The following is a 13,582-nucleotide window of genomic DNA, read 5'->3' as shown; positions in this document are numbered from 1 at the left end:
CGAAATGGTCTGGCTGGGAAGTTTAAACCATGTAGCAGCACCAGGCTATCGCCAGGGACCTTCCACTTGCGTGGAAGGCAAGTCAAATGCGACATTTCCTGGCTTGGCAGTTATTTCACTCTGCCACAAATTTTATCAGCCATGTAACCAATAGCGCCTGCATAGTAGATAGAATTATTGTAGCGCAAAATCATCTTATAGTTAGGGAAAGCGAGAAATACCGGACCACCATTCGGCTGTACAATACTGGCCTCGAGATTTTGATAGGGCAGCGGTTTACCGTCGGTGGTGCGAACGCCCATTGCATTCCATTCGCTGACTGACTTCACCGTCGTTTTACCTTCCAGATTTTTGTCAAAATTGGCAGGCAGGCGTACATGAATAGCCCAGGGCTCACCAGTTTGCCAGCCATTTTTTTTCATGTAATTGGCTATAGAGGCAAAGACATCCGCCTTGGCTTTCCAGATATCTTTTCGGCCATCGCCATCATAATCCACCGCGTACTCAACCCAGCTTGAGGGCAGGAATTGCGGCTGTCCCGAAGCCCCGGCCCATTCGCCTTTAAAATCCTTCAGGCTTACATGGCCATCGTTGACAATGTGCAAGGCCAGCATTAATTGCTTACGGAAAAAGTCCTGACGATTTGAATCATAGGCTAAGGTGGCTAAAGATTTGATAACCGGGAAGTCGCCCATGTAAGTACCATAACTGGTTTCCATTCCCCAGAATGAGACAATAAAACAGGGATCGACACCAAAACTTTGTCCTACCTGATCCAGCAGTTCTTTATTTCGCTGATAATTCTTTTTACCCATGGCAATACGATAGGCATCCGCACGAGTATTTAAATACTTAGTGAAAGTCAGGCGATGCTCAGGTTGTGAGCGAGCAAGACTTTTAACCTGCCTGCTGGGTTCATGAATATCCGCAAAGGCCTGATCAAACAATGAAGCCGGAATGCCCTGAGATAATGCTTCCTGCCTCACACCAGCCACCCAGCTATTCCAGGACTGCTGATTCGCATAAGACATTGAGGTCATGGCGCCCAACAAACAGGCCAGTGCTTTTAATCCAACTTTTTTCATGTGTTTCCCCTTGTATAGGATTCTGGCTCACCTGTCGATAAGCCCGAGTTTCATGGTTTTGTATTAAGCAGGAACCATGCCTTAAATTAATACCTCACAACGGCTAATTATTACTTTTAATTAGCGGTTCAATAACCGGCCAGACATTATCGAGAATTTTACTCTGCGCCGCCATATTAGGATGAATATTATCATTTTGCATGTATTCGCGATGACCGGCAACACCTTCTAAAAACATCGCGACAAAAACGAGCTGATATTTTTGCGCCAGATCCTCATAGGCCTTGTCAAAGCGAGTCAGGAATTGCTGCCCATAATTGGGAGGCAGTTTTGTCGCTAGTAACACCACGCGGGCATTGCTTTGCCGTGACATATTGATCATTGTTTCAAGATTTTTGCTCATTTGCGCAAGAGACAAACCTCGCAAACCATCATTCGCCCCCAGTTCAATCACAACAATCTCGGGTTTATATTTTTTTAATGCAGCCGGCAGCTTGGCCAGCCCGTTGCTGGTCGTATCCCCACTGGTACTAAGATTAACCGTTTGCCAATTACCAGGATATTCCCGCAATTTCTGATCAAGCAGCGCCACCCAGTTTTTCTGATCGGCAATACCATAGCCGGCACTGAGGCTGTCACCTAAAATTAACACTGTATCGGCTCGTAAAGGTGCTATCATAAAAAGTGAAAATATAAGAGCGAGGACTTTCCCTGGCATGGTATCTCCTATTCAATCGATTAGTTTACACCACCTGAATTATCAGGTTCAAAGTGGAAATGAGCAATTGCTTATTCTCAGGGATATTAACCTGCGAATCAATTCCGGGATGACAATTGCTATCACCGGAGTGTCAGGATCTGGCAAAACATCGCTTTTAAATATCATGGCCGGCCTCGAATTACCCACCTCTGGGCAGGTTTATTATAATGAAACCGATATCACCCAATTAGACGAGGACAGTCGGGCCAGTTTGAGAGCTGAACGCATTGGCTTTATTTTTCAATCCTTTCAATTATTACCGAATTTTTCTGCTCTCGAAAATATTATGTTACCGCTGGAAATTACTAATCGAAAAAATGCAATGGCCGTTGCTCTGCAATGGCTGGATCAGGTCGGATTAGCCAGGCGCGCCCATCATTTTCCTTCCCAGCTTTCCGGGGGAGAACAGCAGCGCATTGCTATCGCTCGGGCATTTGCAATCACCCCTTCGATTCTGTTTGCTGATGAGCCAACTGGTAATCTGGATAAAAAAACGGGGCAGCACATCATTGACTTACTTTTCGAGCTGAATTCAGCGCATCGGAGTACGCTGGTGATTGTAACTCATGATGAGTCTCTTGCGGCACGCTGCCATACGCATTGGCCGCTTGCAGAAGGACAGTTGAAATGCTAGCCCTGCCTGCATTTTTCCGAAGCTTTATACGAGAATGGAAAAGCGGGGAGTTGAGCCTTCTGGCTTTTGCCTTATTTTTTTCAATGGCCTGTGTCAGTGCTTTAAATAATCTTGGCGAGCTGATTAATTATCAGCTAGATCGTCAAGCCGCCCAGTTGCTGGGTGCAGATCGCCAGCTTAGCAGTGCTATGGTGCTGAAAAAAGAATGGTTCACCAAAGCCTCTTCATTGGGTCTCAGACAAAGCGAGGCGCAAAGCTTTCTGTCAATGGTCAGTCATGGCGAGAATTTACAGCTTGCTCAAGTCAAAGCAATACAGACCCCCTATCCATTAAATGGCCACCTGACGATTAGTAAATCCATTGATAACTCGCAGGTATTTACCAGTAATAGCGCACCCTCAGCCGGCCATATCTGGATGGGCTGGCGTCTTTTTAGCACTTTAGCAGTGCAAATAGGGGATACAGTACAGATTGGGGCCGCTGAATTCGTAGTCGATGGAATTATTCTTGAGGAGCCCGGTCAGGTGGGTGACTGGTTCAATATTTCTCCTCATATTCTGATGAATCAGAGCGACATAGACAAAACCGCAGTGATACAGACCGGCAGCAATATCCGTTATCAGTGGCTTATCAGTGGCGAGCCAATTCTTCTGGAACAGTTATATGAGTATCTCAGGCCGCAATTAAATGAGCAACAGCAATGGTTTGACAGCAAATCGGGCAATCGGGCGGTGGAAAGAAACACCAGCCGCACCCTGGCTTATCTTAACCTCGGCACCTTAATGAGCCTGGTTCTTGCAGGCGTTGCCATCAGTATGGCCAGCCTGCGCTTCAGTCAGCGCCACCAGCAGCACGTGGCCGTTCTTCGATGTTTTGGGGCGTCGCAAAAGCATATTCTCATCTGGTATTTTTTAAGCATTCTTTTTCTGGGCAGTCTCGCCAGTATTTTGGGCATAATCCTGGGCTATGCTCTGCAGCCGCTGTTGGTGAGCTGGCTGCGCGGAATCACTCCAGAAATGCAGGCTCCTTTCAGCTTAAGGCCTGCCTTTCTAAGCTTTGCAACCGGCATCCTGATTCTAGGCGCGTTTAGTCTTACTCATTTACTCAAATTAAAAAACGTGAGTCCTGCCAGTATCTTCCGAAGACAAAGCACCCAGGCACAGGGCAGTATGCTGGAGGGTTATATTCTGGCATTTATTCTTTCTGCCGGCCTCGCTTATCTTTACACTCGTTCATGGACGGTTACCCTGGTGGTTGTCCTTTGCTGTCTCTTTTTTATTCTACTGGTAATCTTCACTCTCTATGTGGGGTTTGGCCTGTTAGCCAGCGCCAAACAAATTCATTTAAACTGGCGTTTTGGTTTTATCAGTATTTCACGTAATTTAGGGAATAGTGCGCTGCAGATTATTGGTATGGGATTAGCGCTTACCGCACTCTTGAGTCTCTTCCTGCTTAGAACGCAATTGCTTTCTGACTGGCAGCGTCAATTACCGGCTGATGCAGCCAATTATTTTCTCATCAACATTGAAGCGCAGCAAATTCCACCCTTACAGCAGCTTTTAAAGCAGCACGCAATCAAAAGTGCCGCGATTTATCCTATGGTTCGCGGCCGCCTGATTCGCATTAATGAACAGCCTGTAGAACAGGTGCTGGGAGACAAAACTCAGGAAATTAATGCCTTACAGAGAGAACTTAATCTTTCCTGGACCGAGGCCCTTCCTGATGAGAATCGACTGATTGCAGGCCAGTGGAATAGCGGGATATCCATTGAAGAAGATCTGGCCAATCGCTTAGGTGTTCAGATCGGCGACCAGCTCGGTTTCAGGATAGCTGATCAAATCATAAGCGGGAAAATAAGCAGCATTCGCCGTCTTAACTGGTCCAGTTTTAAGCCCAACTTTTTTATTCTCTTTAAACCCGGAGTTCTTGACAGCTTCCCCAAAACCTATATTACCAGCCTTTATTTACCTCCGGAAAATCGTGAGTTTTTAATGAGCCTGGTAAAGCAGTTCCCGAATATTACGGTAATTGACATCGCAACCACTCTTGAACGGGTGCGATCCATTTTTGATAATGTCGGTAAGGCGATAAGTCTTATCTCGTTTTTTGGCTTACTGACAGGGCTGATTATAACCGCTCTGGCCATGTTATCCCAAAGCGGGAGCAAAAAGCAGGAAACCTGGCTTTTAAAAACCCTGGGGATGCGCAGAAAACAGCTGTTATGGATCAAAAGCAGCGAGGCCTTTTTTACCGGTTTTTATGCGGGTCTTTTAGCGGTGTGCACCGCCATTGCTATCAATTTCTACGTGGCGAACAATATACTGGGTCTATCGTTTATCATGCCCTGGCGCTATTTATTCGGCGTTCCATTTGTTGTGGCAGTTTTCACAGTGCTGCTCAATCATGCAGTATCCTATTGGCAATACGAACGAAGAACTGCTAACTAAACCGCTATGGGTTTATTGTTATAGATATTTATTAAATTCCGCTTATACTCAAGACTATAAACAACAGGCGGAAGAATTGGATGAAACGAGATTGGGATATGATTCGGGAGATTCTCCTGAAAATCGAACAACTTGCCCCGAATGCTTTACTGACTCTGGACAGTTTCGATGCAGATAAGCAGAGTGAAATTTCCTGTCACCTCGAAATATTGCAAGAAGCCGGTCTATTGCAGGGAAAAATTCACAAAACACCGGGGGGTTCACCACACGGCTTTCATTTATTACGGCTCACCTGGGCTGGATATGATCTTTTGGAATATATTCGCTCGGATACTGTCTGGGAAGAGATTAAACAACAGTTGAATACAAAGCAGATTGCAATGCAGCTTGAGAATATTATGGCAATTGCACAGGCGATTAACAGGAAGTAGTGGTTGGAAATTTTGTCATTCCTGCGCGGTGTTATGTGCACCAAAAACTGTCTTTGCGAGCGTTAGCGAAGCAATCCAGTTCCTTACTTTCGATCTGGATTGCTTTACTTCGTTCGCAAAGACGGCAGGTTAGCAGCGTGCCCCAGGCACAAGGCATCCTGAGTAATTTTTATTCCTGACGCTTCATCGCATCAAAGAATTCCGCATTCGTCTTATGGTTTTTCATGCGCTCGATCAGAAACTCAATCGCATCGCATTCATCCATTGATTGTAATATTTTACGCAGAATCCAGGTACGGTGCAAATCTTCAGGAGACAGCAGCAGATCTTCACGACGAGTACCAGAGCGATTGATATTAATCGCAGGGAAGGTTCGGCGCTCGGCAATGCTTCGGCTAAGATGAATTTCCATATTACCGGTTCCCTTGAACTCTTCGTAAATGACCTCATCCATCTTTGAGCCTGTATCGACCAGCGCAGTGGCGATGATCGTCAGGCTGCCGCCTTCTTCGATGTTACGCGCAGCACCGTAGAGACGTTTTGGACGTTGAAGCGCGTTGGCATCAACTCCTCCGGTAAGTACTTTGCCTGATGAAGGAACCACGGTGTTATACGCACGGGCAAGACGGGTAATAGAGTCCAGCAGAATAACCACGTCGCGCTTGTGCTCAACCAGACGTTTGGCCTTCTCGATAACCATTTCAGCAACCTGAACATGGCGGTTAGCTGGTTCGTCAAAGGTACTGGCAACCACTTCACCCTTAACAGAGCGCTGCATTTCGGTTACTTCCTCAGGACGCTCGTCGATTAATAATACAATGAGGTAACATTCTGGATAGCTTTTTGCTATTGAATGGGCGATGTTCTGTAACATCAGTGTTTTTCCAGCTTTGGGTGGAGAAACAATAAGACCCCGCTGGCCACGCCCGAAAGGAGCACAGAGGTCGACAACACGAGCCGTGAGATCTTCAGTACTACCATTCCCTTGCTCCATAACAAGACGTTCGGTCGCAAACAGAGGAGTAAGGTTTTCAAACAGAATTTTTCGCTTGGCGCTGTCGGGAGCGTCAAAGTTAATCTGATCTACTTTCAGTAAGGCAAAATAACGCTCGTTATCTTTCGGCGGACGTATTTTTCCATACACGGTATCGCCTGTACGCAGGCCAAAACGGCGAATCTGGCTTGGGGAAACATAGGTATCGTCCGGCCCCGCCAGGTAAGAGTCATCTTCAGAACGCAAGAAACCGAAACCATCAGGTAACACTTCAAGGACACCGCCGCCCAGAATATCTTCACCCTCACCGGCATGCGCTTTTAAAATAGCGAATAAAATATCCTGTTTGCGTTTGCTGGAAACGTTTTCGACTCCCTTTTTTTGAGCGATATTGACAAGGTCGGCAATGGGCAATTGCTTGAGTTCTCTAAGATTCATACTTCTCACTTGATGTATTGGTTAAAAGAATTGGATGTCCGGGGTTATTTAAACGGAAGGTCAGCTTGAGAAAGCTGTTGCCACTCAGGCTATATTATCAGTTTACTTATTTTAATACCATTTGTGAAGAATATCTCATCCTGTCTGACATAAATGGTAAATAGGCCTACTGAATATAACTTAAGCCGAGGATTGTTGACATTTGTTTCAAATAAAACACGAAGCAATCGAAGTCAAAACAAATGTCAACAGACCTCGTTCACATGAGACTAACACAGGGTGTGGTGTAAATCCAGTTTTTTCTAAGTGTGTATTTTGCTTTATCAGGCTTTGTTCTCTAAAATTAAAGTATAGTAATGGAGGATATATGATAGTGCCTGGCATGCCGGAAAACGAACCGGAACGGCTAAAATCCCTTTACGACAGCCATTTATTCCATACTCCTATTGAACAGGGCTTCGAGCGAATCACTCGGCTTACGAAAAAAATTTTTGATGTTCCTATTGTCGCAATAAGCCTTATTGACAAGGAAACTCAGTGGTTTAAATCGGTAATCGGCCTGGATGCCAATAGTACCCCAAGGGATATCTCTTTTTGTGGACATACCATTCTTAAAGATGATGTTCTGGTGGTCGATGATGCTCAATTAGATCCGCGCTTTTCAGACAATCCTCTGGTGACCGAGTCGCCGTCGATTCGCTTTTATGCCGGTTGTCCCATTCACACCGTCAATGAGCATCGAATTGGCGCATTATGTATTATTGATACTCGTCCCAGACAAATTTCCTCCCACGATAAAATAATCCTTAAAGACATTGCCTCATTAGTAGATACAGAGATAAGAAATCACCAGCATATTCATCCGCCAGAAAAAAAACTTCATGAATTAAACGCAGAAAAAAGAAAAGAACTACTGGATCCCCTTACACGTCTTTGGAATAAAACAGGTATAACCCAGGTAATCGAATACCAAAGGAAATTAAGCAAATTCAATAAAAGTGAATTTGGGATTATTCAGCTATCGGTGGATAGTCTGCAGGCCTTTGTCACGGAATACGGGCATGAAGCTGGCAATGATTTATTGAAGGCAATTACCCAGACGTTGATTAACTCATGCGGCTGCGAAGACTCGATTGGGTATTGGGGCGGCAAGGAGTTTGTTATTGTGCTTCCCTGTGAAGAACAACCGGATGTACTCGCGGTTGCCAACCGCATCCGCAAAAATATTGCCAGCGAGCAGCATCTGACTCGTGTGGGGCGAGTGCGAACCACAGCAACAATTGGAGTAGTCTTTTTTAATCCAAAAATTCATCTTAACACGGTCAATCTGCTGACCGAAGCGGCGCATGCCTTGCAGGAGGGCAAACTGCAGGGGGGCAATAAAATAATTATCAAATAAATTAACTCACTCGCCATTAATCTTAATGTATTGAAACCACTTCAACCAGGAATATAATCTCTCTCAGATATTATTTAACCTGAAGTGTGACTGATATGGGAGAACCGCGAGTACCGCAGATAAAAAATCTTTTATTTGGCGAACTGGAGTATATAGACCTGGGCCCAGAGGAACCGGCAATTGAGGATGATCGTGTCTCCTGCAGCATTGCAATTCGTCTGAACAAAAAATACCCTTGCGATGATTTTCAAATTCGACTGACTCCCACTAATCCCTTCTCCGAAGAATCAGAGAAAGTATTCTCCGCTCATAATGCCGATAGTATTTCCCTGGACAGGAAAAAAGGAAAATTTCTCCATTTTCACCTTGATGAGCTGACCTGTAAAACCAACTATCGATATGAGCTTTTATATAAAGGAACCCCTCTGGCGATTAATGGCACCGCAGGAACGGCGGCTCGCCGGGAAATTGTCATCAGAACACCACCGGCCCGGCAAGATCCCCAGCCTGTCAAAATCGCCGTGGGCGGCGATCAGGAGCGGCACGAGCAATTCGGGGCACTAGGCCGCTGTTTTGATCTCGACAATGCGTCGCATACTCAGTTGCTGTATCAGCATATTGCGGATGAAGGTAATTTTGAAGCCAGTGCAGAAGATGAGATTGAGTCACAACCCTATCAAATGATGATTCATCTCGGAGACCTGTTTAATGGTGAGTTTTTCTTCTCCTGGCGTAATCTGTTTCGTCGAGGAAGAAGCGTTTTTGAAGTGGGGGTCGACTCATTGAAAGCGTTTCGGCAGCATCTGGCCAGTGATTTTGGCAAACCGGCTGGCAATGGTCTTGCGCACCTCGCCTATGGTGTTTACGCGGTAGCCGATGATCATGATACCGGGCAAAATAAGGCCAAACCTCCTGTAACTCCAAGCGAATATCGCCGAAGAGAAAATATGGAGAAAGCTTTCCATGAAATGCTGCTTATGCCAGGCTTTTTATCTCAGCCTCGCGATGACAATAATCCCGACGGGCCCATTGGCAGAGCAGGCCCGTATTATAAGAAGCGCGTCGGCCAAAGCGAGTTTTTCTTTCTGCATAACCGCTATACCAACAGTACAAATAATGCTGATGCCTGGTTGTTAGGTGAAGAGCAATGGCAATGGCTGGAACAGTCGCTCGCCAACTCCAAAGCCAGTAATAAAGTGCTTATCTCGCCGCTACCGCTGGTAATGGGCAAGGATCCAGCAGAGGATTATCGTGCGCACTGGCAGGAGTGGCAGCGATTAATACAGCTTTGCCGAAACCATCGCATCGCGACCATTCTAACCGCTGACTCTCATAATTACAGTTGCAGTGAACTCCATGTCCGCGCTCATCAGGATGATGAGCCCTGGGTGGTTCATCAGCATCTGGTAGGTACTCTGGGAGGCAGTAAACAATACGTTTCAGATGAAGAATTACAGTGCATCAATTCTCCTGGACGTCCTCCATTACTACCCAAAGGAGAAGGCTTTGACGCCTCCCTGTACGAGGGCTCAAGGGTCACCGCCTATTTTTCGCCGGGAAGCCGCGAGGCCTTACTACCGGATAGGATCAGTGAAACGAAGAAGGAAAGCCAATGGACAGCTAAAGGGCAATGGCAAAATAATACCCACGCCTATGCCAGCCTGGTTTTTAAACCTGCACTTGAAGCAATAAAACGCCCTGCGTCTGGTTCTGAGGGAGATTCAATTGAAATGGTCTGGCAAAAAAATTGCGCAGCGGTCTCAAGCTGGCAGGTACACAGCAGTTTATTCACCTGCTCTGACAAACGGAATGAGGTTGTCCATGAACCGCGTCTGGATTGCGATTATTCAGTGACCTGGAGTGTATGATCCTTTCCCGGGAACATTAGCTAATATAATTAGATATGGAGAGCTGATAGTGCGAATAAAATGACACATGAAAAGAGGCCTTACAAAAGCAAGAGTGGAAATTTATTCACAAAGAAACAGGAATCGGATCAGATAGAAGAATCTACTTCTGAAGCATCTCTTGTGAAGCGAAAAGAGGATAACGCACATCCTGATCGTTCCTATGTATACAAAAAAGCAGGCCTCGGTCCCGGATTGAGTGAAATAGAGGCTTTTAATGGCCTCTGTTATCGCATGTTGCTCGGAGAGCAGGCTGCAAAAGTGAGGGGAGTTCATGATGAGTCAAATGTCACCATTGGGGTGATTTCAAAACTTATACCTAAATACCTCTCTTTTCACAGTTTTTATAGACAAAATAACAAGACAGGGATAAGTGCAGAGGAGTTTATCAAACTCAGGTTTCCGCAAATTTTAGTTGCCGCTTATTGCGAAGAAGAAAATGATTTAAACGCAGAAAATTTCGGGTTTGGACGCAATAAGGAAGATGAAATAATTTCAGTTAAAATAGATCATGGCGAAAGTACCTATCCTGTTATAGCCCGGAAAAAAGGCTTTTCTGCCCAGAATCAATTCATTATTACTGCTGATGATATAATTAATTTCCCAAGATTACAAAATGCAAGTCCGGATAGCTTTGTCCATATATATCCCCCCCGATTACTGGATGTTGATAAATTAGTTCATAATAAAGAGTTTATTTCACAGAAATACTATAGCTTTCTGAAACGCATTCTTATTGATGACGATAATTACACTGGAATAGCAAAAGCAACCATTACTTCCGAAAGCTTAAGAAAAGAACTTGTTGCACATAAAATTGAAAGAACCGCTTTATTAAAAAATACACTAATCGCTATTCCTGAATTCAGGCAATACATTAATCAGAATCCTCTTGTCATCGATCAGATTATTAAGGAATTTGAAGACTATAATGATGAAATCAGAAAGCCTGAGGACAGATTTTTGAAAATCGATACCCACAAAGTGTCTTCCAGATTTTCAGATATTGCCCAAATTTGTAAAGACATGGAGCCGCCTGAGAAATTAAGCGAAGAAGCATTAGTTGACCTGTCAGATCTCTCTCGGGATTTAGCCGAAATAGAAGAGGGAATTAACAACCTGGAACAAATTGTAGCAAGAGAAGAATTCGTTGACTTACCAGACCTTTCACGGGACTTAGAGGAGATTGAAGAAGGCATTAACAGCCTTGAGCAAATTGAAATTACCCGTCCGGCTGTAGCCACTGCTCTACCCAATAAGTTAAAAGTTAGAAGCAATATTATTAAGATTCCTGCCAGCGAGCGAGAAGAAAACATTTTCGCTGTTAACGCGGTATTGCATGATGATGATCTAATGAAAGGACAAGATGGGAAGATCCCTGACATCATTCTGGAAATACGCAATATAATGGAGGATCTTGATTGTTCAGATGATAAAGAAATTGCTGCGGCTATTATTCATATAAAAGATAGAATAAATAATTCCAAGGAAAGGAATCATAGTAACAATACTCAGGAAATTATTAATGTATTCAGTCAACCGGGGCATATCAATTTTAGAGTGATTCGAGACGCTTTGTCCAAGAATGAATCCATGGAAAAAATAATGGCTCCGATTAAAGTAGGCATGCGTCCGGGTTAGTGTGTTTCATTCAATGCTCTAATATTTCCGACAAATTCCTGGCCTTCTCTGGCTTTATTGAGGCCAGGAACCACTGCCATTAGGTTAAGAGCTCTGCAATACGTATAGGTTGGGCCCTTGGCCCATAGCGGTCAGGTTAAGAATATCAGATCCCCTCTCCACCGCGCGCAGCGGGGGAGAGGGTTAGGATCACTGCCATTAAGTTAAGCTCAATTGTATATTAAACTGTCATCCCCGCGAAAGGCGGGGATCCATCTATGAGCTAGCCACAATGCCGATTGAGGAAATAGATTCCCGCCTTTCGCGGGAATGACAGAAGTCCTTTAACTTAATGGCAGTGAGGGTTAGGGTGAGGGGCTATAAACAAGGTCGCGTTGCGATTCATTAATCATATTTCTGTGGCGATGTTTTATTACCACAACAAAATGGAATCACTAACGTGATAAATTTTTTAACCCTCACCCTACCCTCTCCCCCACGCTGCGCGCGGGGGAGAGGGGATATCATTACTTCTTAGCCTGACGGCTATGGGCCAAGGGCCTGAGGGATCGACTCATTTTAATAAGGAGCATGTTTATTGCTCCTTTAAAATTAATGCCCAATCAATATCAAAGTTTATTTTTTTCCTAATAATCTGGCATCCAAGATAAAAGAAAGACAAGACACGCCGGTGTTTATAAGAGTTTGCTTGAAAATCATAATGCAAGTTTAACCGTTCTGCGGTGGAACCAGTGAGCCAAGCGACGAGGCTGGCTAAAGCACCAAGCATGAACCAAACGACGTAACGCTCTGGTTTTATAGTGATGTTTTTATCGAAACTTAAACCAAATTTAGTCGACTTGGTGTCCCTAAAATTTTCTTCAATAGTCATTCTTCGTTTATATTTAATACGTACGATATCAGGATTCTCTCTAGCCTCTGCTAATGAAGTGACCAGAAGCCAAGGTTCTTTCCATCCAGCACGATGCTTCTTAGAATCTTTGCTTTGATCCCGTTTTTTTGTTTTGGTCGTTTTATGACGTCCTTTAGATATTCCTTTGTATAGAACCACATGATGAAATAACGCATTGGTTTTCGCGATAGCCCAAAATCCTAAATAGCGTGCTTTGTTGGTAGCCTTCTGAAATAACGTTTTAATAGGGTGAAATCCATTTCCTTGGTCATATTGAGTGCTCCCTCGTACACGGCCTACATAATCCCAACCCATGTCTAATACCGCTTTAAACCATGGATTTTTAAACCCGGCATCAGTAATAAGGCAAGGTTGAGTCCCTGAAGGCAATACTGATTTTAGATTTTTTAGAAAATCGCGATGTATTTTAGGGTTATTTTCTTTTGCCTTCGGATGAACTTCCTCATACAGAGTAATACCACGTCCTGTCGTCGGAAGTACTGCACGAAGTATGCAATGTTCTTTACCCTTACAATGATATTGACTGTTTGGAATACTTGACCAATCAACAACCATATCAGGGCTTTTATTATTTTTAAGGACACGACTGCTTATGTGTTGATATATTAAGATAGATTTACTTTGATAAAATTTATTACTTAAAAACCTGTCTATTAATCGTATGCCTGAGCGCTCCTTCGCTTTACCATTCAAACTTCTACCTAATTTACTTAATTGAAGTGTCTTACTCATTATTACTGCATTGACTATAGAAATTAGGCTTTTTAAACGTGTTTTATGAATTGATGATGACAACAATTCATGTAAAATAGCGCTTGCTTGCATCACATTTCCTCTTTGAGTCTTTCGTCGGAATCAATGAGATCACGTTATGGGATGCAAGTCCAGTTTTTTTAAAACGAGTCGATCCCTCAGGCCAAGGGCCCAACCTAC

At 44.2% G+C, this 13,582-nt stretch carries 10 protein-coding genes; 6 read left to right on the top strand and 4 right to left on the bottom strand.

Annotated elements, in window-relative coordinates:
- Positions 1-110 precede the first annotated feature (110 nt).
- Positions 111-1,085: a lytic transglycosylase domain-containing protein gene (locus E1O89_RS13375; protein WP_133140584.1), complete on the bottom strand. Its 975-nt coding sequence runs from the start codon at positions 1,083-1,085 to the stop codon at positions 111-113.
- Between the two features lie 103 nt (positions 1,086-1,188).
- Positions 1,189-1,803, bottom strand: a complete 615-nt coding sequence (locus E1O89_RS13370; protein ID WP_133140583.1) for an arylesterase — start codon at positions 1,801-1,803, stop codon at positions 1,189-1,191.
- Here E1O89_RS13370 and E1O89_RS13365 point away from each other — a divergent pair.
- The 3 genes from E1O89_RS13365 (at position 1,802) to E1O89_RS13355 (ending at position 5,357) form a co-directional block, all read left to right on the top strand.
- Complete coding sequence (locus E1O89_RS13365) at positions 1,802-2,479, top strand: ABC transporter ATP-binding protein (protein WP_133140582.1); 678 nt, start codon at positions 1,802-1,804, stop codon at positions 2,477-2,479. The two genes, E1O89_RS13370 and E1O89_RS13365, sit on opposite strands and share 2 nt — an antisense overlap.
- Positions 2,473-4,926: an ABC transporter permease gene (locus E1O89_RS13360; protein WP_133140581.1), complete on the top strand. Its 2,454-nt coding sequence runs from the start codon at positions 2,473-2,475 to the stop codon at positions 4,924-4,926. The genes E1O89_RS13365 and E1O89_RS13360 overlap by 7 nt, the downstream gene beginning before the upstream one ends.
- An 80-nt stretch (positions 4,927-5,006) precedes the next feature.
- The gene (locus E1O89_RS13355) at positions 5,007-5,357 is read left to right on the top strand and encodes a DUF2513 domain-containing protein (protein ID WP_133140580.1); all 351 of its coding nucleotides are present in this window, start codon (positions 5,007-5,009) and stop codon (positions 5,355-5,357) included.
- A 169-nt stretch (positions 5,358-5,526) separates the two neighbouring features.
- On the opposite strand, the gene rho is transcribed toward E1O89_RS13355, so the two are convergent.
- Complete coding sequence (gene rho, locus E1O89_RS13350) at positions 5,527-6,789, bottom strand: transcription termination factor Rho (RefSeq protein WP_058506960.1); 1,263 nt, start codon at positions 6,787-6,789, stop codon at positions 5,527-5,529.
- Positions 6,790-7,156: 367 nt separating this feature from the next.
- Between rho and E1O89_RS13345 the strand changes: the two genes are divergently transcribed.
- The 3 genes from E1O89_RS13345 (at position 7,157) to E1O89_RS13335 (ending at position 11,736) form a co-directional block, all read left to right on the top strand.
- Positions 7,157-8,188: a sensor domain-containing diguanylate cyclase gene (locus tag E1O89_RS13345; protein ID WP_112218758.1), complete on the top strand. Its 1,032-nt coding sequence runs from the start codon at positions 7,157-7,159 to the stop codon at positions 8,186-8,188.
- A 95-nt stretch (positions 8,189-8,283) separates the two neighbouring features.
- Positions 8,284-10,056: an alkaline phosphatase D family protein gene (locus E1O89_RS13340; protein ID WP_133140579.1), complete on the top strand. Its 1,773-nt coding sequence runs from the start codon at positions 8,284-8,286 to the stop codon at positions 10,054-10,056.
- Between the two features lie 339 nt (positions 10,057-10,395).
- Entirely contained in the window at positions 10,396-11,736 is a 1,341-nt protein-coding gene (locus E1O89_RS13335) for a hypothetical protein (RefSeq protein WP_133140578.1), read from the top strand.
- 574 nt (positions 11,737-12,310) lie between these two features.
- On the opposite strand, the gene E1O89_RS13330 is transcribed toward E1O89_RS13335, so the two are convergent.
- Positions 12,311-13,474 (bottom strand): IS4 family transposase, encoded by a 1,164-nt coding sequence (locus tag E1O89_RS13330; protein ID WP_133140577.1) that lies wholly within the window; start codon positions 13,472-13,474, stop codon positions 12,311-12,313.
- Positions 13,475-13,582: the final 108 nt, after the last annotated feature.

This window comes from Legionella genomosp. 1 (genome assembly GCF_900640215.1).
Classification (GTDB): Bacteria; Pseudomonadota; Gammaproteobacteria; order Legionellales; family Legionellaceae; genus Legionella_C; species Legionella_C quinlivanii_A.
This window is presented reverse-complemented; position numbering and strand designations above follow the sequence as displayed.

Coding starts and splice junctions, on each gene's coding strand:
- E1O89_RS13365 (WP_133140582.1), top strand. CDS start 1,802: ATGGTATCTCCTATTCAATCGATTAGTTTACACCACCTGAATTATCAG.
- E1O89_RS13355 (WP_133140580.1), top strand. CDS start 5,007: ATGAAACGAGATTGGGATATGATTCGGGAGATTCTCCTGAAAATCGAA.
- E1O89_RS13360 (WP_133140581.1), top strand. CDS start 2,473: ATGCTAGCCCTGCCTGCATTTTTCCGAAGCTTTATACGAGAATGGAAA.
- rho (WP_058506960.1), bottom strand. CDS start 6,789: ATGAATCTTAGAGAACTCAAGCAATTGCCCATTGCCGACCTTGTCAAT.
- E1O89_RS13375 (WP_133140584.1), bottom strand. CDS start 1,085: ATGAAAAAAGTTGGATTAAAAGCACTGGCCTGTTTGTTGGGCGCCATG.
- E1O89_RS13345 (WP_112218758.1), top strand. CDS start 7,157: ATGATAGTGCCTGGCATGCCGGAAAACGAACCGGAACGGCTAAAATCC.
- E1O89_RS13370 (WP_133140583.1), bottom strand. CDS start 1,803: ATGCCAGGGAAAGTCCTCGCTCTTATATTTTCACTTTTTATGATAGCA.
- E1O89_RS13340 (WP_133140579.1), top strand. CDS start 8,284: ATGGGAGAACCGCGAGTACCGCAGATAAAAAATCTTTTATTTGGCGAA.
- E1O89_RS13330 (WP_133140577.1), bottom strand. CDS start 13,474: ATGCAAGCAAGCGCTATTTTACATGAATTGTTGTCATCATCAATTCAT.